A 25,509-nucleotide genomic window follows, 5' to 3' on the forward strand; every position below is an offset into this window, starting at 1 on the left:
GCCCCCTTGGTCCCGTCCTCCGGGGAGGATTTGGGACGGGATCAGAAGAAGCCGAGCTTCGAGGTGGCGTAGCTCACCAGCATGTTCTTGGTCTGCTGGTAGTGGTCCAGCATCATGCGGTGCGTCTCGCGCCCGATGCCCGACTGCTTGTAGCCGCCGAAGGCCGCGTGGGCCGGATAGGCGTGGTAGCAGTTGGTCCAGACCCGGCCGGCCTTGATCGCGCGGCCGAAGCGGTAGCAGGTGTTCGCGTCACGGCTCCAGACACCGGCGCCGAGGCCGAAGAGCGTGTCATTGGCGATCGACAGCGCCTCTTCGTGGTCCTTGAAGGTGGTGACCGAAACCACGGGCCCGAAGATCTCTTCCTGGAAGACCCGCATCTTGTTGTGGCCGCGCAGGACCGTCGGCTTGATGTAGTAGCCGCCGTCCAGCTCGCCGCCCAGCATCGAGGCGGAGCCGCCGGTCAGGACCTCGGCGCCCTCCTGGCGGCCGATGTCGAGATAGCCGAGGATCTTTTCCTTCTGCTCGTTCGAAGCCTGGGCGCCGATCATCGTCGCCGCATCGCGCGGGTCGCCCTGCTTGATCGCCTCGACGCGCTTGATGGCGCGTTCCATGAAGCGGTCGTAGATCGACTCGTGGATCAGGGCGCGCGACGGGCAGGTGCAGACCTCGCCCTGGTTCAGCGCGAACATCACGAAGCCTTCGATCGCCTTGTCAAAGAAGTCGTCATCCTCGTTGCAGACATCCTTGAAGAAGATGTTCGGCGACTTGCCGCCCAGCTCGAGCGTGACCGGGATCAGGTTTTCCGAGGCGTATTGCATGATCAGCCGGCCGGTCGAGGTCTCGCCGGTGAAGGCGATCTTCGAGATCCGCGGGCTCGAGGCCAGCGGCTTGCCGGCTTCCAGGCCGAAGCCGTTGACGATGTTCAGCACGCCCGGCGGCAGCAGGTCGGCGATCAGCTCGGCCAGCACCAGGATCGAGGCCGGGGTCTGTTCCGCGGGCTTCAGCACCACGCAGTTGCCGGCGGCAAGCGCGGGCGCCAGCTTCCAGGCGGCCATCAGGATCGGGAAGTTCCACGGGATGATCTGGCCGACGACGCCCAGCGGCTCGTGGAAGTGATAGGCCACGGTGTCGTGGTCGATCTCGGAAATCGTGCCTTCCTGCGCGCGGACGATGCCGGCGAAGTAGCGGAAGTGGTCGATGGCCAGCGGGATGTCGGCGGCCCGGGTCTCGCGGATCGGCTTGCCGTTGTCCCAGGTCTCGGCGGTGGCCAGCAGTTCGAGGTTCTCCTGCATGCGATCGGCGATCTTCAGCAGGATGTTCGAGCGTTCGGTGACCGAGGTCTGGCCCCACTTGTCCTTCGCGGCATGGGCGGCGTCGAGCGCGGCCTCGATGTCGGAGGCGTCCGAGCGGGCGATCTCGCCACAGGCCAGGCCGGTGATCGGCGTGGTGTTGGTGAAGTAGCGGCCGGCGTTCGGCGCGCGGAATTCGCCGTTGATGAAGTTGTCGTAGCGCGGGCGGAACGGAACCGTCATCACGCCGCGGAATTCGCTCGCCATGTCGTTGGCCATGTCATCCTCCTGTGGTCGCCCCCTCCTCGGGGCTGATGGGAGGAGCATGCCGGGGGCGGTTCCGCCGCGATAGCCGGGGGGCCGGGCGCCGTGGGGCCGACTGTCTCGCGGCTGAGACAGGTGCGCGCGCGGAAACCGGAATTGCTGCGGGTGCGAAGGCCGCAAGCCGCGCCGCGGACACCCGCCGCGCCGGTCCGGCCGCTTGTGGCGGATGCGGACAGGCCGGGCCGGCGTCGTCATGGGGCGGCCGGGAGCCGCCGCGCCTGCGCCGGTTCGCCGGGATGGGGACACGACCGGATGGCACCAGAGCGCAGTCCGCGACGACGCAGGCCGCCATCGCCGCCGCGCCCGCCCGTCCCGGCGTTTCCAGCCGGCCCCGCCTGCCGACCACCGCCGTCAGATCGTCGTCGGCTCCCGCGGCACGAAGGGGCCTTGCCCTGATCTCAGCACGCGCTTGTCATAGCGGCCCGCACCTGGACCGCAGATCAGCCGCGCCGACGGCAGCGCGCGCCTCCCCCGGCGTTTCCGGTCCGGCTCCTGCCTGCCAACCGCAGTCTTCGGATCTGGGGCTCCCGCGGCGCAAAGGGGCGCCTGACCTGATCACAGCGAGAGCCCGTCGTGGTGGACGGCACCCGAACAGCGGACCAGCCGCGCGCGTCTCAGGCGCCGGGGCGGCTGATCCGGCCGCCGCCGACCGCGGCGCGCACGCCGGTGGTGCCGGGGGCCGAGGTCGGCAGGCCGCGCAGCACCCGCACCGCCAGATGCGCGAAAGCCTGCGCCTCGAGCATGTCGCCGTCGAGGCCTGCGGCCTCGACCGGCTCGACCGGGCAGTCGAGCTGTGCCGCGATCATCGCCATCATCACCGGGTTGTGCCGCCCGCCCCCGCCGACCAGCAGGCGCGAGGCCGGGGCCGGGAAATGCTCGGCCCCGCGGGCGACGGCGGCCGCGGCGGCGGCGGTCAGGGTCGCGGCGGCATCGGCATCCGACAGCCGTTCGACAGCCGAGAGCCCGGCGTGGAAATCGTTGCGGTCGAGCGATTTCGGCGGGATCTTCAGGAAATAGCCGTGGTCGAGGAAGGCGGCGAAGATCTCTTCATCCACCGTGCCGGTCGCGGCCAGCGCCCCGCCCTCGTCGCGCGACAGCCCCCGGCGGCGGCGCATCAGGTCGTCGATCGGGGCATTGGCCGGACCGGTGTCGAAGGCCAGCAGCGCGCCCGGCGCCTCGGGCGCGCGGGCGGCGGGGTCGATCCAGGTCAGGTTGCCGACGCCGCCGAGGTTCAGGAAGGCCACCGGCCGGTCGGCCCCGATCAGCCGAGCGAGCGCGAAGTGGAAGAAGGGCGCCAGCGGCGCGCCCTGCCCGCCCATCGTCACGTCCGAGCTGCGGAAATCCCAGACCACGGGCAGGCCCAGCACCTCGGCCAGCACGCCGCCGTCGCCAGCCTGATGGGTGCCGCGTCCGGCGGGGTCATGGGCCAGCGTCTGGCCGTGGAAGCCGCACAGCTCGGCCCCCGCGATGCCGGACATAAGCTCGGCATGCGCCGTCTCGACCACCTCGGCGGCATCGAGCACGCCCACCTCGCCCGGCCAGCGCCCCAGCCCCGCGGCGATCACCGCGCGCTCTGCTTCTGAATAGGGCCGATAGCCGCTCTCGCCGAAGCCCGCGATCTCTTCGCCGTCGGTCAAGAGCAGCGCCGCGTCGACCCCGTCGAGCGAGGTGCCCGACATCGTGCCAAGCGCCCAGATCGCGCCGTTGCCTCTCATTGCCGCCCTCTCCACCCGCCGGTCCCGTCCGCGACACTGCACCGGCCCGCCCTCTGGGGGCAAGGCGCCGATGCTTTGCCTTGATGCGCGGGGACGCGGGCGTTACAGCATCGCCACCCGCAGGGGTGTGACCCGAAGGACCATTATCATGAGCTGGCATCCGAAATCCGACTTCCTCTCGATCATGATCGAGCGCGGCTACATGGCCGACTGCACCGATCTGCAGGCGCTCGACCAGGCGCTGATCTCGGGCGTGGTGCCGGCCTATATCGGCTATGACGCCACGGCGGCGTCGCTGCATGTCGGCCACCTGCTGAACATCATGATGCTGCGCTGGCTGCAGAAGACCGGGCACAAGCCGATCACCCTGATGGGTGGCGGCACGACCAAGGTCGGTGACCCCTCGTTCCGCAGCGAGGAACGCCCGCTGCTGGACAATGCCGCGATCGACCGCAACATCGACGGGCTGAAGCAGGTCTTCGCCCGCTACCTCGATTACGGCGACGCCCCGAACGGCGCGCTGATGCTGAACAATGCCGAGTGGCTGGACGGGCTGAACTACCTTGAGTTCCTGCGCGACATCGGCCGGCATTTCAGCGTCAACCGGATGCTGTCGTTCGAAAGCGTGAAATCGCGGCTCGACCGCGAGCAGTCGCTGTCGTTCCTCGAATTCAACTACATGATCCTGCAGGCCTACGACTTCCTCGAGCTGAACCGCCGCTATGGCTGCCTGCTGCAGATGGGCGGCTCGGACCAGTGGGGCAACATCGTCAACGGGATCGACCTGACCCGGCGCGTCGCCGACAACCAGATCTTCGGCCTGACCTCGCACCTGCTGTCGACGAGCGACGGCAAGAAGATGGGCAAGTCGGCCAATGGCGCGGTCTGGCTGAACGGCGACATGCTGAGCCCTTACGAGTTCTGGCAGTTCTGGCGCAACTCGACCGATGCCGACGTGGGCCGGTTCCTGAAGCTTTACACCGAGCTGCCGCTGGACGAGTGCGAGCGGATCGGCGCGCTGCAGGGGTCGGAGATCAACGAGGGCAAGATCATCCTTGCCCGCGAGGTGACGACGCTGCTGCACGGGGCCAAGGCCGCGGCGGCCGCCGAGGCCACCGCGCGCGAGGTCTTCGAGAAGGGCGGGATCGGGGACGACCTGCCGACGCTGGCGCTGTCGGCGGACGAGGTCGGCGAGGGCATCAGCCTTGCGCAGCTTGTCGTGCGCTCGGGCCTCGCGAAGTCCGGCAAGGATGCCAAGCGGCTGATCACCGAGGGCGGGTTGAAGCTGAACGACGCGGCCGAGACCGACGCGGGCCGCATGTTCGCCGCGGGCGATCTGGCCGAGCCGGTGAAGCTGTCGGCCGGCAAGAAGCGCCACGCGCTGGTGACGCTGGGCTGAATGGAAACGGGGGGCCCGAAGGCCCCCCAGCACACACGCTACAACTGTCCGGGGGGGAGAGATCCCCCCGGGCTTTTTCTTAGGCCTTGCGGCGGCGCAGGGCGGCGATGCCGCCAAGGCCCGCCAGCATCAGCCAGCCCGCGGCCGGCAGCGGCACCGGCGCCGGGGTCGTGGCGGCCGCGGCGAACTGCGCGTGGTCGTAGCGGGCGTCGGCGAAGGTGAAGAGATCCCAGTTGGTCAGCGACAGGCTGAACGCATCCGAGAAGGTCAGCGAGAACACGTCATCCAGCAGGGTGAGCGAGGTCAAGTCGCTGAACAGGTAGTCGGCGAAGCTGACGGTGTCGGTATCGGCATCGAGGCCGCCATCGAAGAGGCCGAAGCTTTCGCCGGCGAAGGTGGCCTCGAAGACCAGCTGGTCGGCGCCGGTGCCGAAGAAGCTGTCACCGGTGATCGAGCCGCCAGCCTGCAGGATCAGCGCGTCGTCGCCGCCCCAGAGCATCAGTGCGGTGCCCTGCGTCCCGACAAGGCTGCCGCTGTTGTAGATGGTCTGCACGCCCATCGCGCGCGGATCGCTTTCGATCGCGGCCTCGGCTCCTTGGATCAGGCCCGCGTTCACGACGATGCCGGCGGCGTTCGGAGTGGTTTCCGGATCGTCGTCATTGTCGACATTCGCGTCGAAGTCGATGCCGGCGCTGCCCTCGGCGATGATCGCGCCGGTGTTGATGATCAGCCCCGAGTCGATGTCGATCGCATCCTGAAGGTTCGCGGGGTCAGAGATCACGTTGCGGATCGTGCCCGAGTTCACGATCTGGCCGTTCTGTGCGACCTGCACCGCGTCGTCACCGGCAACGATCGTGCCCGAGTTGTTGATCTGCGCGTCGTTGCCCGACTCGAAGCCCTCGTCGGTGGCCGACTGGATCAGGCCCGAGTTGACCAGCACCGCGTTGTTGCCGTTCTGGTTGCGGATCGCCTTGTCATAGGCCGAGATCGTGCCCGAGTTGAGGACGGTCAGGCCGTTCAGCGCTTCGGCATCGACGCCTTTGTTGGTGGCGGTGATGGTGCCGGTGTTGATGACGGTCAGGTTCGCGCCGCCATCGACGCCGTCGCTGCCGCCATCGGCCTGGTCGTAGGCGCCGTTGATGGTGCCGTTGTTGATCAGCGTGTTGCCGGTGCCGCGCATGCGCACGGCGTCATCGGCGGTGTTGGTCAGGGTCGCGCCGGCGGTGACGATCACGGTCTGGCCGCCGACGGTCTTGCCGAACTTCACCTCGCCGAGGTTGTCGCCGGTGCAGGTGGTCACCGAACCGACGGTCGGGCAGACGGTCGCGGCGGCGGCGGGCATCGCCAGCAGCATGGCGGCGGGCGCGACGGAGAGGAGAAGGTACTTCATGGCTCTGATCCTTGGGGAGGTCTGTCGCCCCCCGCCTAGGTCGGCCGCATGACAGCGCCGTGACAGTGCCGTGATTTCGCCACGTTTTCGCCCGGATCGGGGCGAACGCAGCGTTTCACAAACGGAAACGGCGGCCCGGAGCCCGGACCGCCGCCTTTTCGGTGCAGGTCTGCGCCGTCACTCGGCGACGGTGACCTTGGCCATGTAGTCGGGATCGTCCACGGCGCCATTGGCGGCCTGGTCGCCCTTCTTGATCGCATCGACCACGTCCATGCCCTTCACGACATGGCCGACGATCGTGTACTGGCCGTCAAGGAACGGACCCGGCGCGAACATGATGAAGAACTGGCTGTTGGCCGAGTTCGGGTTCTGCGACCGCGCCATGCCGACCACGCCGCGGTCGAAGGTCTCGCGCGAGAATTCCGCCGGCAGGTCGGGCTTGGACGAGCCGCCCATCCCGGCGCGCGAGGTGTCGTTGCCGTGCTTGCCGTATTCCACGTCGCCAGTCTGGGCCATGAAGCCCTCGATCACGCGGTGGAAGACCACGCCGTCATAGGCGCCTTCCTTGGCCAGCGCGGTGATCTGCGCGACATGCTTCGGCGCGAGGTCCGGCAGCAGGTCGATGACGATCTCGCCCTTGGCCGAGCCGTCGACCTCGATCACCAGGTTCGGGCCCGGGCCGTCCTCGGCAGCGAGGACGGGCGAGGCCAGCGCGGCCAGCGCCGCGGCCAGCGCGAGCTTACGCGACATCGGCCGCCACCCGCACGGTGATCATGGTGTCGGGGGTCGCCGGCGGCTCGCCGCGCACGATCTTGTCGACGAATTCCATGCCCGAGATGACGCGGCCATAGACCGTGTACTGGCGGTTCAGGAAGTGGTTGTCGTTGAAGTTGATGAAGAACTGGCTGTTGGCCGAGTTCGGGTTCTGCGAGCGCGCGGCGCCCAGCGTGCCGCGGTCGTGCGGGATGTTCGAGAATTCGGCCGGCAGGTCCGGCAGGTCCGAGCCGCCGGTGCCGGCGCGGCGCAGGTTCGACGGGTCCTTGCCATGCTCGACATCACCGGTCTGGGCCATGAAGCCGTCGATGACGCGGTGGAAGACCACGCCGTCATAGGCCTTGGCGCGGGCAAGCTCCTTCATGCGCTCGGCATGCTTCGGCGCGATCTCGGGAAGAAGTTCGATGACCACCTCACCGTCCTTGAGCGTGAGGATGATGGTGTTTTCGGGGTCTTTGATGTCGGCCATTGTCGGCTCCCTTCCTTCAGGTCGGGCGGACCCTAATCGGGCCACTCGCGAAGGGGAAGCTGCAATTCCGGGCCGAGATTGACGAAATGGCGAGGATCGGCTTCCCATTGCCCGGCGCGCGGGCCACAAGGGTCCGTGAACACGACAGCATTCCCGAGGAGAGGCGCATGGCCTGGAAAACGCTCGACGACATGGATCTTGCCGGCAAGACCGTTCTGGTCCGGGTCGACATCAACGTGCCGGTCGAGGACGGCCGCGTCACGGATGCCACCCGCATCGAGAAGATCGTGCCGACGGTGAAGGACATCCTCGCCAAGGACGGCAAGCCGGTGCTGCTGGCGCATTTCGGGCGTCCGAAGGGCCAGGTCGTCCCGGAGATGAGCCTGAAGGTCACCCTGCCCGCGCTGGAAGCCGCGCTGGGCGTGCCGGTGAAATTCGCCGAGGACTGCATCGGCGGCCCGGCCAAGACCGCCGTCGCCGCGCTGCAGCCGGGAGAGGTCCTGCTGCTGGAAAACACCCGCTTCCACGCCGGCGAAGAGAAGAACGACCCGACGATGGCGGCCGCGCTGGCCGCGCTGGGCGATGTCTATGTGAATGACGCCTTCTCGGCCGCGCACCGGGCCCATGCCTCGACCGAGGGGCTGGCCAAGCTGCGCCCGGCCTGCGCCGGCCGGCTGATGGAGGAAGAGCTGAAGGCGCTGGACGCGGCACTTGGCAACCCGGTGCGCCCGGTGGTGGCGGTGGTGGGCGGGGCCAAGGTCTCGACCAAGCTCGACCTGCTGGGCAACCTCGTCAGCAAGGTCGACCATCTGGTGATCGGCGGCGGCATGGCGAACACCTTCCTCGTCGCCAAGGGCATCGAGGTCGGCAAGAGCCTGGCCGAGCGCGACATGGCCGCGACCGCGACCGAGATCCTCGAGAAGGCCGCCGCGGCGGGCTGCGAGATCATCCTGCCGATCGACGTGGTGGTGGCGCGCGAGTTCAAGGCAGGCGCCGAGAACCAGACGGTCAGCGCCGAGGCCTGCCCGGCCGATGCGATGATCCTCGACGCGGGCCCGGAAAGCGTGGCGCATATCGCGATGGTCTTCGGCAAGGCCAAGACGCTGATCTGGAACGGCCCGCTCGGCGCCTTCGAGATCGCGCCCTTCGATGCCGCCACCAATGCCGCGGCGGCGAAGGCGGCCGAGCTGACGAAGGCCGGTCAGCTCGTCTCGGTCGCCGGCGGCGGCGACACGGTAGCGGCCCTGAACAAGGCCGGGGCCGCGGCCGATTTCACCTTCATCTCGACGGCGGGCGGCGCCTTCCTCGAATGGATGGAGGGCAAGGACCTGCCCGGCGTGGCGGCGCTGGACGCCTGAGGCGACAGCCTTCGGGCGGCGGTCCGCCGCCGCCCGTTCCTCATTTGTTAGCGTCACCAGAATTGCACATGCAAATTCTAGGCTTATACCCTGTCGCGGGGGAAGACGCCCGAAGTCGGGCCGTCATCCGCAGAACAGATCTTTTCAGGATGGACCACACATGAACGCCAAGCAGGCCGAACAGATGCGCAAAGGCGCGGGCTTCATCGCCGCGCTCGACCAGTCGGGCGGCTCGACGCCGAAGGCCCTGAAGCTCTACGGGGTCAACGAGGACGCCTACGGCTCGGAAGACGAGATGTTCGACCTGATCCACGCGATGCGCTCGCGCATCATCAAGTCGCCGGCCTTCTCGGGCGACAAGGTTGTGGGGGCGATCCTCTTCGAGCAGACCATGGACCGCCAGATCGACGGCATGCCGACCGCCACCTATCTTTGGGAAAAGCGCGGCGTGGTGCCGTTCCTGAAGATTGACAAGGGGCTTGAGGCCGAGGCCGACGGCGTGCAGCTGATGAAGGCGAACCCGACGCTGGACACGCTGCTGGCGCGCGCGGCCAAGGGCGGCATCTTCGGCACCAAGGAACGCTCGGTCATCAACGCCGCGAACCCGGCGGGCATCGCCAAGGTCGTGGCGCAGCAGTTCGAGATCGGCAAGCAGGTCCTGTCGCACGGGCTGGTGCCGATCATCGAGCCCGAGGTGACGATCTCGATCGCCGACAAGGCCGAGGCCGAGGACATCCTTCTGGCCGAGATCCTGAAGGCGCTCGACGACATCCCGGCCGAGACCCCGGTGATGCTCAAGCTGTCGCTGCCGACCAAGCCGAACCAGTACAAGCCGCTGGTCGACCATCCGAAGGTGATGAAGGTCGTGGCGCTGTCGGGCGGCTATTCGCGCGACGAGGCGAACGCCAAGCTCGCCCAGAACACCGGCATGATCGCCAGCTTCTCGCGCGCGCTGACCGAAGGCCTGTCGGCCGGCCAGCCCGATGCCGATTTCGACGTGGTGCTGGGCAAGACCGTCGACAGCATCCACGCGGCCTCGGTCGCCGGCTGATCGGCTACAGCCGTTTTCAAGGAAGGCCGGGCCCCGCGCCCGGCCTTCTGCATTTCGGGCCCGATTGCGCCGATCCTGCCACAGGTCGTCGCCACACCGCCGAGAGCCGCGAGATCTGGGGGATTTCGAATTGCCGCGCGGGCGCTTCATGCTATCCTTGCGCGAAGACCGCCCATCCAAGAGGCGGCGACACGAGGCGATGATGGGCAGATCCAGAAACAGACCCCCGCTGGGCGCGATGTTCTTCTTCGCGCTGGCCTTAGTGCTGGGCGCCTATTTCACCTTCGCCGCCGTCCAGGGCGACTTCGGCGTCTTCCGCCGCGTGCAGCTGAATGCCGAGGCCAAGGCGCTGTCTGCGCAGCGCGACCAGCTCGCCGCCGAGGTGGCCGGGATGGAGAACCTGACCCGGCGCCTGTCGGACGACTACCTCGACCTCGACCTGCTGGACGAGCAGGCCCGCGTGATGCTGGGCTACCTGCGCCACGACGAGATCGTCATCCGCTGATCCCCTGCGCGTCACCGCCAGCGGCCTTTACGCAATTCCTCTACATGCTACGCTGACGCCGCGCGCACCTCCCCGCGCATCGCGATCTCTTGGCGCAATCGGCTCTGGCCCTTGTTTCACCGATGCGCTATGGATCGTTTAACGTTGAACTATCTGCTCACGTAGAGGGAGGACGCCTATGGCCACGCGCAAGGCACCCGAACTGCCGAATGTCTCGAAGGACGAGCTTCTCGGCTATTACCGGGACATGCTTCTGATCCGCCGCTTCGAGGAAAAGGCCGGCCAGCTTTATGGCATGGGCCTGATCGGCGGCTTCTGCCACCTGTACATCGGCCAAGAAGCCGTTGTGGTCGGCCTCGAGGCCGCAGCCGAGGAAGGCGACAAGCGCGTCACCTCCTACCGTGACCACGGCCACATGCTGGCCTGCGGCATGGAAGCCCGCGGCGTGATGGCCGAGCTCACGGGCCGCGAAGGCGGCTATTCGAAGGGCAAGGGCGGCTCGATGCACATGTTCTCGAAGGAGCGCCACTTCTACGGCGGCCACGGGATCGTTGGGGCGCAGGTGCCGCTCGGCGCGGGTCTCGCCTTCGCGGACAAGTACCTCGGCAACGGCCGCGTGACCTTCGCCTATTTCGGCGACGGCGCCGCGAACCAGGGCCAGGTCTACGAGACCTACAACATGGCCCAGCTCTGGGACCTGCCGGTGATCTTCGTGATCGAGAACAACCAGTATGCCATGGGAACGAGCGTGAAACGCTCGACTAAGTCGCCCTCGCTCTGGGAGCGCGGCGCGGCCTATGGCATCAAGGGCGAAGCGGTCGACGGCATGGACGTGCTGAAGGTCAAGGAAGCAGGCGTGCGCGCGGTCGAGCACTGCCGCGCCGGCAAGGGCCCCTACATCCTCGAGGTGATGACCTACCGCTACCGTGGCCACTCGATGTCCGACCCGGCCAAGTACCGCTCGCGCGAGGAAGTGCAGAAGATGCGCGACGAGCGCGACGCGATCGAGCATGTGCGCGAACTGCTGCTGACCGGCGGCCATGCCACCGATGACGACCTCAAGGCGATCGACAAGGAGATCAAGGCGATCGTCAACGACTCGGCGGAGTTCGCCAAGGAAAGCCCCGAGCCGGCGCTGTCCGAGCTCTGGACCGACATCTACGCCGACGTGGCGCCGCAGGACGCCTGAGGGGGAGATCTACGAATGGCTACCGAAATTCTGATGCCCGCGCTTTCCCCGACGATGGAGGAAGGCACGCTGGCCAAGTGGCTGGTGAAAGAGGGTGACGAGGTCAAGTCCGGCCAGATCCTGGCCGAGATCGAGACCGACAAGGCGACGATGGAATTCGAGGCCGTGGATGAAGGCATCCTCGGCAAGATCCTGATCGCCGAAGGCACCGCCGGCGTGAAGGTGAACACGCCGATCGCGATGCTGGTCGAAGAAGGTGAAGACGCCTCGGCCGCCCCGGCGCCGAAGGCCGAAGCCGCCCCGGCTCCCGCCGCCGCGAAGGCCCCGGCCGAGGCCGCGCCGGTCGCGGTCAAGCCCGCCGACACCACGCCGGACTGGCCGGAAGGCACCGCGATGAAGACCATGACCGTGCGGGAAGCCCTGCGCGAGGCCATGGCCGAAGAGATGCGCGGCGACGAGAGCGTCTTCCTCATGGGCGAGGAAGTCGGCGAGTACCAGGGCGCCTACAAGATCAGCCAGGGCCTGCTGGACGAGTTCGGCCCGAAGCGCGTCATCGACACGCCGATCACCGAGCACGGCTTCGCCGGCATCGGCGTCGGCGCGGCCTTCGGCGGCCTGAAGCCGATCGTCGAGTTCATGACCTTCAACTTCGCCATGCAGGCGATCGACCACATCATCAACTCGGCTGCGAAGACGCTCTACATGTCGGGCGGCCAGATGGGTGCGCCGATGGTGTTCCGCGGTCCGAACGGCGCCGCCGCCCGCGTGGGCGCGCAGCACAGCCAGGACTACGCCGCCTGGTACGCGCAGATCCCCGGCCTCAAGGTCGTGCAGCCCTATTCGGCCGCTGACGCCAAGGGCCTGCTGAAACAGGCGATCCGCGATCCGAACCCGGTGATCTTCCTCGAGAACGAGATCCTCTACGGGCGCTCGTTCGAGGTGCCGGTCCTCGATGACTTCACGATCCCCTTCGGCAAGGCCAAGATCTGGCGCGAAGGCACCGACGTGACGCTGATCTCGTTCGGCATCGGCATGGTCCACACGCTGGAAGCCGCCGACAAGCTGGCCGAGCTTGGCATCTCGGCCGAGGTCATCGACCTGCGCACCCTGCGCCCGATCGACTACGACACGATCCTGCGCTCGGTGATGAAGACCAACCGCTGCGTGACCGTCGAGGAAGGCTTCCCGGTCTGCTCGATCGGCAACCACCTCTCGGCCTACATCATGACCAACGCCTTCGATTACCTCGATGCGCCGGTCCTGAACTGCACCGGCAAGGACGTGCCGATGCCCTATGCGGCGAACCTCGAGAAACTCGCGCTCATCACCTCGGACGAAGTCGTCGAGGCGGTGAAAAAAGTCACCTACCGGTAAGGAGGGCGTCATGGCCACTGAAATCCTGATGCCCGCACTGTCCCCGACCATGGAGGAAGGGACGCTTGCTCGCTGGCTGAAGAAAGAGGGCGACACGGTCAAATCCGGCGACATCCTCGCCGAGATCGAGACCGACAAGGCGACGATGGAGTTCGAGGCGGTGGACGAAGGCGTCCTCGGCAAGATCCTGATCGCCGAAGGCACCGCCGGCGTGAAGGTCAACGAAGCCATCGCGATCCTCGTCGAAGAGGGCGAAGAGGTTCCAGCCGCCGGCGCCGCCGCGCCGAAGGCCGAGGCTCCGAAGGCAGAGGCCCCCAAGGCCGAAGCCGCAGCCCCTGCCCCGACCGCTGCCGCTCCGGCACCGGCCGCCAAGGGCGGACGCGTCTTCGCCTCGCCGCTGGCCCGCCGGATCGCGGCCGACAAGGGGATCGACCTCTCGGCGATCACCGGCTCGGGACCGCATGGCCGGATCGTCAAGGCCGATGTCGAGAACGCCAAGCCCGGCGCCGCCGCCGCGGCTGCCCCGGCCGCTGCCGCTGCCCCCGCAGCCAAGGCCGAGGCGCCGAAGGCTTCCATGCCCACTGGCATGGGCGCCGACATGGTCAAGAAGATGTACGAAGGGCGTCCTTACGAGGAGATCCCGCTCGACGGCATGCGCAAGACCATCGCCGCGCGCCTGACCGAGGCCAAGCAGACCATCCCGCATTTCTACCTGCGCCGCGACGTGAAGCTCGACGCGCTGATGAAGTTCCGGGGCGAGCTGAACAAGAAGCTGGAGGGCCGCGGCGTGAAGCTCTCGGTCAACGACTTCATCATCAAGGCCTGCGCCATGGCGCTGCAGTCGGTCCCGACCGCCAATGCGGTCTGGGCTGGCGACCGGGTCCTGAAACTGAAGCCGTCGGACGTGGCCGTCGCGGTCGCGATCGAAGGCGGGCTCTTCACGCCGGTCCTCAAGGACGCCGAGATGAAGTCGCTCTCGGCCCTCTCGGCCGAGATGAAGGACCTGGCCAAGCGTGCCCGCGACCGCAAGCTCGCGCCGCATGAGTACCAGGGCGGCAGCTTCGCGATCTCGAATCTCGGCATGTTCGGCATCGACAACTTCGACGCGGTGATCAACCCGCCGCACGGCGCGATCCTCGCCGTCGGCGCGGGCGTCAAGAAGCCGGTCGTCACCGAAACCGGCGAGATCGGCGTGGCCACTGTCATGTCGATGACGCTCTCGGTCGACCACCGGGTGATCGACGGCGCGCTCGGCGCCGAGCTGCTGACCGCGATCGTCGAGAACCTCGAAAACCCGGTCGCGATGCTCGCCTGAGCGCTTGCGCCAACAAGACCGAAGGGCCGCGGATCTCCGCGGCCCTTTCTTTTGGCGATTTCGCATTGGCGAAAATATCCCGGGGGGCGGTCGCAGACCGCGGGGCAGAGCCCCCTCCGCAGCCGTCAGCCCTCGCGGCGCACCTGAAGAAGGCCGGCCAGCCCCGGCTCGGCAAGCAACCGCAGCCCGAAGGCGTCAAGCGCCGCCTTGATCAGCGCCGGATCGGTCATCCGCCTGCGATCCAGATACATCAGCTTCGAATTGCCCTTGCGGTCCTGAATGTTCTCACCGTGGTTCACGACATAGATCATCGCCGGAAACGGCACCGGGTCCAGCGGTCGCCCCAGCGCCGCGGCACGCTCGACATAGGTCTTGTGCCCCTTCCCGATCAGTCGCAGATGCAAAGGCGCAAGCCGCTCCTTCGCGAAATCGACCGCGAGATAAGCGCAGGATCCGCAATCCTTCCAGAACGGCTTGTCCCCGGGTTCGCCCATCGGCGCCAGATCGCCTGACCGCGCATCGGCCATGAAGCCCTTCTCGACGATATAGCCACATCCATTCCCGTCGCGCGCGATGAAGCCGGGCAGGTCGGGGTGCAGCAGGTCGTCTGCATCCAGATGCGAGAGATAGACGAATTCGCGGAAGGTCTGCGCCGCGTAATCCGTCATCATCTTGATCTTGTGGCGATGGTCGGAAATCCCCTTCGCCAGATTCAGTTGCGGCGCAGGCAGGAAATGAAACCGCGGATCGCCATCCGGGAAGCAAGCCGGTCGATCCTGCGAACACAGCACCAGCGCCCAGTTGTCATACTCCACTGCCTTCACCGAGGCGAGCGTCTCGGCCAGCACAGCACAGGCCCGCTCCCAGTCCCGGCTGTTGGCGCGGCTGACGAACGGCACGAGCCAGACGATCTTGGGTCGGGCACCGGGCACGAGCGTCCGCACGAACATGCGCCCGAAGATCCGTGCCAGCAGGGTTTTGGAATCCATGAGATGTCCGCAATGGTGGCGTCGGCCCCGGGCTAACGCCCGGGCCGCCCGCCGTCAATCTCGGGTGCCGCTCACGCCTGTGCGGCCAGCCGGTGATCCATGCTGATCGAAGGTTGCGAGCATCCGGCCTCGCCCACCACCCGTGCCGGAACGCCGGCCATGGTGGTGCAGGGCGGCACATCGGTCAGCACCACCGACCCGGCCGCGATGCGCGAGCAATGGCCGACATGGATATTGCCCAGAACCTTCGCGCCTGCGCCGATCAGCACCCCATCGCCGATCTTCGGATGACGGTCGCCATCCTCCTTGCCGGTGCCGCCCAGCGTCACCGAATGCAGCATCGAGACATTGTCGCCCACCACCGCCGTCTCGCCGATGACGATCGAATGCGCATGGTCGATCATGATCCCGCGCCCGATCCGGGCATTGGGGTGGATGTCGACCCCGAAGACCTCGGACACGCGCATCTGCACGAAATAAGCCATGTCGATCCGGCCCTGCTGCCAGAGCCAGTGACCGATCCGATAGGCCTGCACTGCCTGATAGCCCTTGAAGAACAGGATCGGCTGCAAATAGCGGTGGCAGGCCGGGTCGCGGTCATAGACCGCCGTCAGGTCGGCCCGCGCCGCCTGCCCGATCTCGGGGTCCTGCGCCAGCGCCTCGTCGGCGATCTCGCGCAGGATCTGCTCGCTCATTTCGCCCGAGGCCAGCTTGAGCGAGAATCGATAGGCCAGCGCCCGTTCCATCGTCGGATGATGCAGCAGGCCCGAATGGATCAGCCCGCCCAGCAGCGGTTCCACGCGCACGGCCTCACGCGCCTCGTCGCAGATCCGGTCCCAGACCGGGTCGATCTGCGCCAGCTTCGCTCTGGTTTCTGCCATGTCCGGCCCTCCGAAATTCGCACCCATCATAGCAGATAGGTCTCCAAGGTCACTCCGGAAGAGGTATGACATTCCGTGATGACCGGGTCCCGGCGGTTCCCCGCGCCCCCGGCGCCTCAGCGCGGCAGGCCAAGCTCGATCACATGCACCGCCAGCGCCACCTCGCCGCCGGCGAAGCTGCCGCCCTCGGCGGTCAGAATGACCTGCGTCGGCGCATAGAAGGCCATCGGCTGGCCCAAGACGCCGCGCGCCCAGCTGCCCAGCCCGATCCCCAGCCCCGAACCATAGCGATCGTCGGCCCCCGGATTGCCCAACCGCCAGCCGCTGAGCGCGCCGGTGATCGCCGCGGTGACGCGCGCGGTGATGCCCAGCACCACCGCCCCGGCCGGGATCAGGAACCCGGGCGAGGAACTCGTCCCGGCCGAGACGGCATGCACCACCTCGATCACCCGGGTCAGCGTCGCGGCCCCGGTCAGGCCCAGCGACAGCGCGCCCGCCACCCAGTCGGTGCCGTCATGGATCGCCGCCAGCCCCTCGTCCAGAATGAAGGCGCGCCAGCCGACCCGCGGCGCGACGAAGATCCAGCCGCCATTGCTGCGGATCGCCAGCATCCAGTCCTGCCCGGCCCAGTCGCCGCCGGCCCCCGCGGGCACCGCCCAGACCGCGCCCTCCTCGGGCGTGACCGGCGGCGCACTCGCCGCGCGCGAGACCAGCACCATCGGCACCAGCCCGTCGAGCCGCACCAGCGCCTCGTTCACCGTCACATGCTTCTGCGCCTGCGCCGCCGCCAGCAGCGGCAGACCAAGCTGTCCGGACTCGGCCATCAGCTCTCTCCTTGGATGAAACGCCGTCTCGCCACGCCCGGGGTCCGGCGTGGGCCTGATCCTTCACCGCTTGCCTTGGCCGCGACCGCACCGCCCCCGTCGAAGCGCGCGCCCCGCCCTTGCGGCCCCTGCGCGACCCGGTCCCCACCGGACCAAGATCCCTCACCGCAGGGCTCAGTCGAAGACCTGAAGCTCCGCCTCGGTCCCCGCGCCCCAGGCGTCCGACAACTGCGCCACACTCACCGTGAAGCCCGCGCCCGCGCCGTCCGCCGCCCGCGCCGTCGCGGAATAGTCGAAGCCCGGTGCCGCCAGCTCGACCTCGCGCCGCACCACGCCGCCCACGACGATCCGCAAGCGGTAGCGCTCGCGCGCCTCGCCCAGGGGCACCTCGGCCACCTCCCAGCTTTCGCCGTTCACCCGGCTCTGCCGGATCCAGCCGATCCGCCCGCCCCCGCCCGGCTCCGCAACCCAGTCCAGATGCGCCGGCGCCAGCGGGCGCTGGCCCTGCCCCCGGAAGCTCTCGACCAGATGGGTGAAGCTCTCGTCATCATAGGGCACGCCGCCCGGGCCCACGCGGTAATGCCGCTCCAGCCCGACCTCGGCCTCGGCCAGCCGGATCTGCGGCACCTCGGCATCGGTGCCCAGCACCACCACCCGGCTGCCCACCGGCCAGTCGCCCGCCATTTCTGCCCCGGTCCCGAACCGCCCGCGCAGCCGCATCGACAGCGCGTAAAGCCCCGGTCCCACCAGCTCGGCCCTCGCCGTCTGGAAGACCTCCCAGCCGCCCGGATCCCCCGACCCGATCGCGAAGAGATTGGCGCCGTTCAGCACCGCTCCCTCCTCGGCCGAGGCGACCGCGCCGGACCACAGCCGGACCAGAAGCGCAGGCCCCCGGTCCCAGACCTCCGGCATCGCCGGTGCCAGCACGCTTTCCGTGGCCCCGATCCTTGCCCGCAGCCGGACCTCGGTGTTCAGCGCATAGCCCTCGTCCGCCGGGGCCGAGAACAGCGCCGCACTCCCCGGCCAGGGACGGGCCGACACCGCGATCCGCGGCGCAAAGGCGCTGTCGCCCTCGGCCAGCATCGGCAGATCGAGGAACAGCGCAAAGACCGGCAGCGGCGCGCCGAAGGGCACCGGGTCCACCACCGGCTCTGCCTCTTCCGAGGCGACATAGACCCCCGGCTCGACCCGAACCGCTTCGATCTCGCGCGCGGCACCGATCTCAACCCGGTCGATGCGGTAGATCTCGGGCGGCGCACCGCTCGGGCTCAGGGCGACCAGATCTCCGGCCCCGATCCCGCTGTCCGAAGGCGGCAGCGCGAACTTGACCCCGTCGCGCGCCACCCGGGCCTCGGCCAGCCAGCGCTCGACCGCGGCCTGCGCCTCGGCGCCCAGCAGGGCCAGCGGATATTCAGTCGCCGCGACCGCCGCCCCGGCTTCCTCGTCGGGCAGCACCGCCTCGACCGCGCGCAGCTCGAACCCGCCCTCGGCTGCGACATAGCTCAGCCGCACCCGGCCCACATACTGCGCCTCGGCGGCGCGGGTGCGCTCGACCACCGGGCGATCCGGCGCGACCCGCGCCACCGCGCCCTCGTCGATCATGCCCGCCAGCGGCCCGCCACCCCGGCTGACGAACACAAGCTCGCCCTCTCGCTCATAGGCATCGAACCCCAGCGCCACCATCAGCGGCTGCAGGGCCGAGCGCGCGGTGCCGGCATCCGACATCGAATACCCCCGCACCAGCCCCGCCAGATGATCGACGTTCAGCGCCCGCTGCCCCGCGCGGCCCGCGATCTCGGCCACGACATTCTCGACCGGCTGCGCCGCCGCGCGCCCGTTCAGCCAGTGGCCATGCGCCCAGTTGCCGCCATCCGACCACAGGTCCATCCGCGCCGGAAACTCGGGCCAGGGCCGCGCGTCCCAGGCCCAGACATGGGCGTTGCCCATATCGACCATCGGCCCGCCATAGATGGGCGAGACCGGGTTGTTCTCCGCCTTGCCCCAGTAGGTCGCGGTCGCGCGAAGGTACTGGTGCAGCATCAGATCGTCGCGCCGCCCGTCCGAAAAATACGGCAAGGCCGATTCCACCGACCGCGGATCGAGGAACTTGTTGGGCTGGTTCGCCCCCTTGTCGATCGCCGCGCAGCCGTATTCGGTGAACCAGATCGGCTTCATGCCGGCCAGCCAGGTCGTCGCCTCTTCGCTGCGCACCCCGCCGACCCGCTCGTAATGGCGGTTCTCCCACCAGCCGCGGATGTCCTTCTGCCGCCAGACCCAGGGCTCGTCATGGCCCGCATCGGTGATCGGCGTGCGGACCTGCGCCGCGCGGTCCGCCTCGCTGGCGTAATACCAGTCGTAGAACTCGCCGCCGCCGATATTGGCCTGCAGGTAGCCCAGATCATGCACCCGGCCCCATTCGGCATCCAGATGCGTGACCCCGTCGCGCCAGTCCGCCGCCGGCAGGTAGTTGTCGATGCCGACGAAGTCGATCTCGGGATCGGCCCAGAGCGCATCGAGCTGGAAGAACCGGTCGCCATTGCCCGGCGCATAGCCCGCATATTCCGACCAGTCGGCCGCATAGCCAAGCTTCGCGCCCGCCCCCAGCACCGCCCGCACCTGCCCGGTCAGCGCGCGCAGCTGCGCCACCGCCGGGAAGGCGCCGCCCGCGCCCCGGATCTCGGTCAGCCCGCGGAATTCGGAGCCCACGCAGAAGGCATCGACGCCCCCCGCGCGCGCGCAGAGATGCGCGCAATGCAGCACGAAGCGGCGATAGGACCATTCTTCGGGCCCCGCATAGGAAATCGCATCGGACCAGGCGTCATCCCCGCCCGCCACCACGAAATCCCCGGCCGAGGCCGCGCCGAAGAACGCCGCCACCTGCGCCTCTGCCGCCGCGGTTTGATCCGGGCTGCCCGGCCGCCCCGGCGCCTTCGACAGCGTGATCCGCCCCCGCCAGGGCAAGGGTGGCTGATCGCCCGCGTCGCTCCAGGGATCGGGCTGGCCGTTCCCGTCGAGGATCTCCATCAGCAGGAACGGATAGAACACCACCCGCTTGCCCGCCGCCCGCAGCGCCCGGATCGCCTCGATCACCGACCCGTCCGAGGGCGTGCCGCCATAGACCGGTCGCCCGTCGATCCGCAGGATCTCCTGCGCATCGCCCCGCCCGATCCCGCCCGACCGCCAGGGCCGCCCCGCGCCGTCGGTCTCGCCCTGCTCGACCTTCGGGCGCACCTCGCACAGCCCGCAACGCAGGTCCGAGCCGAACCAGCACACCACCAGCAGCACGGTCTCGACCCGCGGCAGCTCGACCTCGAGCGTCGCCAGCGAGGCCAGGAAATCGGTCCGCGCGAGCGGGCTGTGCTGGTTGGCAGTCACCGCCTCGCCCTCGCCGAAGTCATAGCGCACCGGGCTCGTGGCCAGCGAATACTCTCCGGTGCCGGGGATCAGCGCCACGCCGCGCACGGTTCCGGCCATGTCCGGCACCTCGATCGCCGGATCGGCCGCCGCCCGCACCACCTCGAAGGAAAACTGCGGCACCCGGTTGCCGAAGGGTCCAAGGTCCAGATCCTCGAAGACCACATAGGCCGTGCCGCGATAGGCCGGGGCCCGCCCGGCGCCCATCCCCGCCTCCACCGCCGGATCGGGCAACTGCCCCTCGTCCCCGCGATAGACCCGCATCGACACGTCCGACCACTTCAGCGGCGCGCCATCGGCCCAGACCCGCTCGACCCCGCGGATCTCGCCCTCGCACAGCGCCAAGGCCAGGCTCACCGAATAGCTGTAGGTGGTCACGCTCGAGCTCTGGCTGCCGCCGCCGCCCTTGCCGCCCGAGGAGGTCGTCTCGGTCTCGGACCGCTCGCGGAACTCCGAGGCCCAGATCACCTGCCCACCGACCCGCATCCGCCCCCAGACCCGCGTCACCGGCGCGCCCTCGCTGGCGCCGGTCAGCCGGAAGCGGTCGATGCGGCCGGTCTCGACCGCGTTCGAGCCGCCACCCATCACCCGCTGGTCGATCAGCTGGCCGATGGTCGCGCCCACCGCGCGCCCGATGACCGCGCCGGACAGGCCCAGCACCGTGCCCCCGAACCCCGCACCGATTGAGGCACCGGCCGCTGCAAACAGGATCGTCGCCATCAGGGCCCCCAAGCCAGATCAGGAAGAGCCAAGGCGCTCAGACAAGCCCCTCGGGAAAATCGAACCGCGCCACCACCCGGCGCGCCCAGGGCGAGGTCAGCGCGCTTTCGCAAACCCCGCGCCCGCTGTAGGCATGAATGAACGAGGCGCCCGCCGGCTCCGCCGCCAGCCGCGCCCGGATCCCCAGATGCTTGGCGACCGAGCCCTCGCGCATCCGGAACAGCAGCACCTCGCCCGGCGCGGGCGCGCGCCAGGCCGGGACCTCGCGCAGATGCCGCCGCGCCGCCGCCCACAGCCGCTCTTCGCGCCCGGGCTCGGACCAGTCCGGCCCATAGGCCGGCACCGGCTCGGGCTCGGCCCCGAAGGCCTCGCGCCAGACCCCGCGCAGAAGGCCGAGGCAATCCGCCCCCGCCCCCCGCACCGATCCCTGGTGCCGATAGGGCGTGCCGATCCAGCCCCGCGCCAGCGCCACCATCTCCGGCCCCGCGATCCCCGTCATCCGCCCCTCCACCCGCCGATATGCATCCGCCCGACGGCGCAGACCACCAGAGCCGGACCGCGCGATCCGCCCCGCGGCGACCGCCACGAACCCGCCGCCACCTGCCGACCGGACCGGCCCGACAGGATTGCGACCCGACCGGGAGATCCGCCGCATGGCAAAGCCGTGCCTCACCCGACCGCCCCACGCGCGCCCGAGGCACCGCGCCCGCGTGCCATGCGCAAAAACCTCAGCGCCGGGACTTCGACGGCGCGACCGTCAGCCAGTCCTCGCCCGGGATCGTCGGGAAGCCGCGAAAGTTCAGCAGGTTGCCGAACTTCCCGCGGCAGGTCTCCGCCAGCTTGTCGCAGCCGGCGGTGATCCGCACCCGGTCCCCCGCCGCCAACGGCGCCCGCAGCCCCTGCCACAGCTCGACCTCGCGCCCGGTCCCCGACAGCCGGTCCGCCTTGACCGCCCCCCAAAGCCCGGCCGCCGCCCCGTCGAGGACGCTGACCCGGCCCTTCTCGAACCAGCGGTCCGCGAAACCGTCGATCGCGCCCCCCGGGGCGAACCACAGCAGCGTGTCACCCTCGACCAGCTCCAGCGCGACCTCGATCCCGAAGGTGGCCGCCGCCAGATCCACCCGGCAGCGGCTGTCGCCCACCACCGCGCCGCAGCGCGCCAGATAGGCCCGCCCCTGCGCCTCGTTCAGCGGCGCCGACAGGCCGCGCAGCTCGGCCGTGAAGCCGCCCGCACCGCGCACCAGATCGCCGAAACTGCCGCGGAACTCGACCATCCGCGCCTCGGGCGCCGACCAGTCGACCAGCCAGGCCGTGACCTCGGCGCCGTCGAAACGGCCCGCCGCGATCTCGGCCTCGGTCAGGCCTGCGGCGCTCAGCGCCCCCGCGGCCTCGGTGTTGTCGACGCCCAGCCCCGTTGTCTGCAACAGCATCCGGGCCGAGATCCCGGTCCCCGCCTTGAAGGTCACGCCCTCGAAGCTCAGGTCGCGGTCGTGGTCGGTGAAGCCATAGGCACGCCCGTCGCGGCGCACCAGCCGCCAGCAGCGGCAGACCGTGGTGGCCCCGCCGCCCAGCCGCGCCAGAAGATCCGTCCGTGACATCCCCGGCCCCCTTACAGCCTGACCTCGACCAGCGGCACCGCCGGCACCTCGCCCGCCTCGAAGGTCGCGACCGAGACCTGCAGCCGGTCGGTGTCGAAGCGCACCGGCACGTCGAACTCGAACCCGGCCGTCACCTCGGACCCCGGCGCCGGCGGCACCGCGAAGGTCACGACGCCGGTCGTCGCATCGACGCTCAGCGCGTCTTCGCCCGCGACCGGCACCCCGTGCACCGCCGCCAGCACCGTGCCCGCCACCGGCTTCGCGATCACCCGCGTCTCGCTCTGCGTGCCAGAGACGTAATGCTTGACCAGCTGGAAGCTGACGGTGACCCCGTCGCCGATCCCGATCCCCTGATCGAAGGCCGAGATCGCCTGCGACGCCGGGGCCGAGCGCCAGTCCGCCCAGTCGCGCCAGCGAAACGCATGCAGCTGCCCGCGCCGCGCCTCGAAGAAGGCGATCAGCCGCTCGAGATCATCGAGCGAGCGCAGCCCCATCCCCGCGTCATAGCGCCGGCGCGACGCGGCCCAGGGCGTGTTGCGCTCTTCATAGCCATTGGCCAGCTCGACGATCTCGACCCGCCGTTCCGGCCCGCCGAGCGCACCGAAGCTCACGTCCACCGCGAAGCGGACCTCGTGAAACGCCATCTCTCGTCCCCTCTGCTCCGCGCGCATCCGCCCTCGGCGCCGCGCAGCCCCAACCCGCCCGCACCGCGGCAGGCGCGCCCGAAGGCCCCGCCCGCCGCGTGCATCGCCAAACGTCGCGTCGCGCCCGGTCCCGCCCCGCATCGCACCTCGCGCGATCCACGGCTTGGTGCGGAGACCGCCACGCCCCTAAGCCACGCGTTGCCCCGCAGCTGAGGGGCCACTGCCGCGCTGGGCAGCGCCCGTCTTGCCTCCCGGCCCGCACCGGCTCGGCCATCCCGCACTGCGGCCCACAGCACTCCCCGCCGCGTCGCAAAATCCGGCAGCACCGTCCGCGACGCCCGTGGCGACGCCGGTCTCGACCTGCCCCGCAGCCCACTGCGCAGCGCACCCACCCGCGCGTCGTGCCGCACGGCCCAATCGCGCCGGGCCTCCCGAAGGGCCGTCATCTGCGCCATCCGACACGGAACAAGGTCGCGCCCGGCTGCCCGCCGCGCCCTGAAAGGCGCACGGCGCTACTGGTTGCGCTCGCCCCGCGCGATCACCCGCGCAAGCCCCGCCGCGATCTGCGCCCGGCTGCGCTGGAAGCCCGCGACATCGGGGGTGGAGACGTTCACCGTCACCCGCGCCCCGCCGCCGCCCGATCCGGCCCGCACCCCCAGCCGCCCGTCCGCGCCGCGCGCGAGCGGCAAGATCGCCTCCGGCCCCGCCTCGCCCATCAGGCCAAGCCCGCCCCGCATCCCGAAGGCCGTGGGCCCGCCGACCACGCCGCCGCGGGCGAAGGCCATGACCCGGCCCTGGCTGATCGCGCCACCTTTGGCGAACGGGAACAGCCCGGACATCAGCCCGTTCATCCCCTGCGCCAGCGCGCCACCCATCGCGTTCTGCACCGGGCGCATCGCGATGCCGTAGACGCTCGCGCTCATCGACCGCGCGACACGCTCCAGCGCGTCCGACAGCCGCATCCCGTCGAAGACCACCCCGTCGAAGGCCGAGCGCAACCCGCGCCCGATGCCAGTCGACAGCAGCGACACCTCGCGGCCGGTGAAGACCATGCTCTCCTGCATCCGCCCCAGCTCGGCGGTGAAGGCTGCGGTCATCGCCTCGGCCCCCGCAAGGCTGCGCTCCAGATCGGAAAAGCCCCGACCGAACCCATCGATCCCGTCAACATCCGCCATTGCCGTCCCCCCCTGCCTTCGTCCGGTCGGGCCAGGCCCGCATCAGTTCCTCGAGCCGGCCGCGCCCGAGCGGCCCGCGGCCCGGGGCGATCCCCAGCATCAGTGCCAGTTCCACCGGGCTCAGCGCCCAGAACCGCACCGGGTCGAGCCCGAGCCCGCCCCTCGCCACCGGTCCCAGACCCGCCCCCAGCATTCCCGGCCAGTCGAGCCGCTCAGCCATCGCCGCCGGCACTCCCCGCCGGCTGCGCCGCGGCCGAGCCGCCCGGGGCCACCCCGCCGCCGCCCGCGCCGCCGACCGGCCCGGCAAGCGGCGACGCGGCACCCTCGGGCCCGCTGAACGCCAGCGTCAGCAGCGCCGCCGCCGCCCGCGCGGCCCCGATCGGGCCGCCCGCGATCTCGGCCCGGCCGAGATCCGCGGCATCGCCCGGCCAGCCGCAGGCGCGCAGCCCCGCGGCCAGCAGCATCAGCACGTCGCGGGCCCGGAAGCGGCTGCCCTCGAACCTCGCGACCAGCGCGGGCAGGCTGTCCTCGCCCAAGGCGGCCTCCAGCTCGGCCAGCGCGCCCAGCGTCAGCTTCGCGCGCAGGTCCTGCCCGTCCACGGTCAGCGCCACCTCTCCGGCCCAGGGATTGGCCCGGGGATTGGCCATCGGACCGGACATCTCAGAGCGCCACGAAGCTGAGCACACCCGCCGAGGCCAGCGCGACCTCGTAGGTCGCCTCGCCGTTGTGGCTGCCCGCATATTCGATCGCGGTGATCTGGAACGGCCCCTCGATCACCCCGAAATCGGGCACGATCACCTGCGCCGCGGGCATCAGCCCCTCGAAGAAGATCTGCCGCGCGCGGGCATCGGTGTCGGCGTCGCGGAACACGCCCGAGCCGGTGATCTGCGCCGAGCGGATCCCCGCCCCGGCCAGCAACTCGCGCCAGCCCGCGCTGTCGAGCGAGGTCACCTCGACCGTCTCGGCATTGAAGGCGAGCCGGGTGGCGCGCAGGCCGGCGAAGGTCTCGAACTGGCCGTCGCCCGTGATGTCGAGCTTCACCAGAAGGTCGCGCCCGTTCTGTACTGCCATCTGTCACTCTCCCTGAGGAAAGGAAGGCCGGGGGCGCTGCC

At 69.6% G+C, this 25,509-nt stretch carries 22 protein-coding genes and 1 pseudogene; 7 read left to right on the forward strand and 16 right to left on the reverse strand.

Translation table 11 applies throughout. From position 1 onward, the window contains the following. Positions 1-41: 41 nt before the first annotated feature. Both adh and V8J36_RS10265 read right to left on the reverse strand, forming a co-directional pair. Entirely contained in the window at positions 42-1,568 is a 1,527-nt protein-coding gene (gene adh, locus V8J36_RS10260) for an aldehyde dehydrogenase (protein ID WP_336467195.1), read from the reverse strand. Positions 1,569-2,227: 659 nt separating this feature from the next. Beyond that, complete coding sequence (locus V8J36_RS10265) at positions 2,228-3,328, reverse strand: anhydro-N-acetylmuramic acid kinase (protein ID WP_336467196.1); 1,101 nt, start codon at positions 3,326-3,328, stop codon at positions 2,228-2,230. A gap of 148 nt (positions 3,329-3,476) precedes the next feature. On the opposite strand from V8J36_RS10265, the gene tyrS reads away from it, so the two are divergent. Then, entirely contained in the window at positions 3,477-4,727 is a 1,251-nt protein-coding gene (gene tyrS, locus V8J36_RS10270) for a tyrosine--tRNA ligase (protein ID WP_336467197.1), read from the forward strand. 79 nt (positions 4,728-4,806) lie between these two features. Here tyrS and V8J36_RS10275 read toward each other — a convergent pair whose 3' ends face one another. From V8J36_RS10275 to V8J36_RS10285, 3 genes are all read right to left on the reverse strand, one after another. Beyond that, entirely contained in the window at positions 4,807-6,117 is a 1,311-nt protein-coding gene (locus V8J36_RS10275) for a VPLPA-CTERM sorting domain-containing protein (protein ID WP_336467198.1), read from the reverse strand. Between the two features lie 177 nt (positions 6,118-6,294). Beyond that, positions 6,295-6,867 carry a peptidylprolyl isomerase gene (locus tag V8J36_RS10280; protein WP_336467199.1) on the reverse strand — a complete coding sequence of 191 codons (573 nt, stop codon included), beginning with the start codon at positions 6,865-6,867 and terminating at the stop codon, positions 6,295-6,297. After that, the gene (locus tag V8J36_RS10285) at positions 6,857-7,360 is read right to left on the reverse strand and encodes a peptidylprolyl isomerase (RefSeq protein WP_336467200.1); all 504 of its coding nucleotides are present in this window, start codon (positions 7,358-7,360) and stop codon (positions 6,857-6,859) included. The genes V8J36_RS10280 and V8J36_RS10285 overlap by 11 nt, the downstream gene beginning before the upstream one ends. Before the next feature lie 167 nt (positions 7,361-7,527). On the opposite strand from V8J36_RS10285, the gene V8J36_RS10290 reads away from it, so the two are divergent. The 6 genes from V8J36_RS10290 (at position 7,528) to V8J36_RS10315 (ending at position 14,152) form a co-directional block, all read left to right on the forward strand. Further along, positions 7,528-8,718, forward strand: coding sequence for a phosphoglycerate kinase (locus V8J36_RS10290; protein ID WP_336467201.1), 1,191 nt, complete (start codon positions 7,528-7,530; stop codon positions 8,716-8,718). Between the two features lie 160 nt (positions 8,719-8,878). Then, on the forward strand, positions 8,879-9,769 hold the full coding sequence (locus V8J36_RS10295; RefSeq protein WP_336467202.1) for a fructose bisphosphate aldolase: 891 nt from the start codon (positions 8,879-8,881) through the stop codon (positions 9,767-9,769). Positions 9,770-9,968: 199 nt separating this feature from the next. After that, on the forward strand, positions 9,969-10,274 hold the full coding sequence (locus V8J36_RS10300; protein WP_442902473.1) for an FtsB family cell division protein: 306 nt from the start codon (positions 9,969-9,971) through the stop codon (positions 10,272-10,274). A 178-nt stretch (positions 10,275-10,452) separates the two neighbouring features. Further along, entirely contained in the window at positions 10,453-11,463 is a 1,011-nt protein-coding gene (gene pdhA / locus V8J36_RS10305) for a pyruvate dehydrogenase (acetyl-transferring) E1 component subunit alpha (protein WP_336467204.1), read from the forward strand. 15 nt (positions 11,464-11,478) lie between these two features. Then, a complete protein-coding gene (locus V8J36_RS10310; RefSeq protein ID WP_336467205.1) occupies positions 11,479-12,837 on the forward strand; it encodes a pyruvate dehydrogenase complex E1 component subunit beta in 1,359 nt (452 codons plus the stop codon). Between the two features lie 10 nt (positions 12,838-12,847). Continuing rightward, on the forward strand, positions 12,848-14,152 hold the full coding sequence (locus V8J36_RS10315) for a pyruvate dehydrogenase complex dihydrolipoamide acetyltransferase (protein WP_336467206.1): 1,305 nt from the start codon (positions 12,848-12,850) through the stop codon (positions 14,150-14,152). A 125-nt stretch (positions 14,153-14,277) separates the two neighbouring features. Here V8J36_RS10315 and V8J36_RS10320 read toward each other — a convergent pair whose 3' ends face one another. The 11 genes and pseudogenes from V8J36_RS10320 to V8J36_RS10370 form a co-directional block, all read right to left on the reverse strand. Then, entirely contained in the window at positions 14,278-15,141 is an 864-nt protein-coding gene (locus V8J36_RS10320; protein WP_336467207.1) for a hypothetical protein, read from the reverse strand. Between the two features lie 71 nt (positions 15,142-15,212). Beyond that, on the reverse strand, positions 15,213-16,022 hold the full coding sequence (cysE, locus tag V8J36_RS10325; protein ID WP_336467208.1) for a serine O-acetyltransferase: 810 nt from the start codon (positions 16,020-16,022) through the stop codon (positions 15,213-15,215). Between the two features lie 116 nt (positions 16,023-16,138). Further along, on the reverse strand, positions 16,139-16,846 hold the full coding sequence (locus V8J36_RS10330; RefSeq protein WP_336467209.1) for a DUF2793 domain-containing protein: 708 nt from the start codon (positions 16,844-16,846) through the stop codon (positions 16,139-16,141). Between the two features lie 174 nt (positions 16,847-17,020). Then, positions 17,021-20,980: a baseplate multidomain protein megatron gene (locus V8J36_RS10335; protein ID WP_336467210.1), complete on the reverse strand. Its 3,960-nt coding sequence runs from the start codon at positions 20,978-20,980 to the stop codon at positions 17,021-17,023. Positions 20,981-21,017: 37 nt separating this feature from the next. Continuing rightward, a complete protein-coding gene (locus V8J36_RS10340; RefSeq protein ID WP_336467211.1) occupies positions 21,018-21,479 on the reverse strand; it encodes a peptidase in 462 nt (153 codons plus the stop codon). A 229-nt stretch (positions 21,480-21,708) separates the two neighbouring features. Further along, positions 21,709-22,578: a DUF2163 domain-containing protein gene (locus tag V8J36_RS10345; RefSeq protein WP_336467212.1), complete on the reverse strand. Its 870-nt coding sequence runs from the start codon at positions 22,576-22,578 to the stop codon at positions 21,709-21,711. Positions 22,579-22,589: 11 nt separating this feature from the next. Beyond that, entirely contained in the window at positions 22,590-23,222 is a 633-nt protein-coding gene (locus V8J36_RS10350) for a DUF2460 domain-containing protein (protein WP_336467213.1), read from the reverse strand. Positions 23,223-23,734: 512 nt separating this feature from the next. Beyond that, positions 23,735-24,397, reverse strand: a complete 663-nt coding sequence (locus tag V8J36_RS10355) for a phage tail tape measure protein (RefSeq protein ID WP_336467214.1) — start codon at positions 24,395-24,397, stop codon at positions 23,735-23,737. After that, a complete protein-coding gene (locus tag V8J36_RS10360; RefSeq protein ID WP_336467215.1) occupies positions 24,384-24,617 on the reverse strand; it encodes a phage tail assembly chaperone in 234 nt (77 codons plus the stop codon). Before V8J36_RS10360 ends, V8J36_RS10355 begins: the two co-directional genes overlap by 14 nt. 103 nt (positions 24,618-24,720) lie before the next feature. Continuing rightward, positions 24,721-25,044 (reverse strand): annotated as a pseudogene (locus V8J36_RS10365) (gene transfer agent family protein); the annotation flags it as partial. A 13-nt stretch (positions 25,045-25,057) separates the two neighbouring features. Continuing rightward, positions 25,058-25,468: a phage major tail protein, TP901-1 family gene (locus V8J36_RS10370; RefSeq protein WP_336467216.1), complete on the reverse strand. Its 411-nt coding sequence runs from the start codon at positions 25,466-25,468 to the stop codon at positions 25,058-25,060. Positions 25,469-25,509 lie beyond the last annotated feature (41 nt).

The sequence above is a fragment of the Frigidibacter sp. MR17.14 genome, from assembly GCF_037095735.1.
In the GTDB taxonomy this organism is placed as follows: Bacteria; Pseudomonadota; Alphaproteobacteria; order Rhodobacterales; family Rhodobacteraceae; genus Frigidibacter.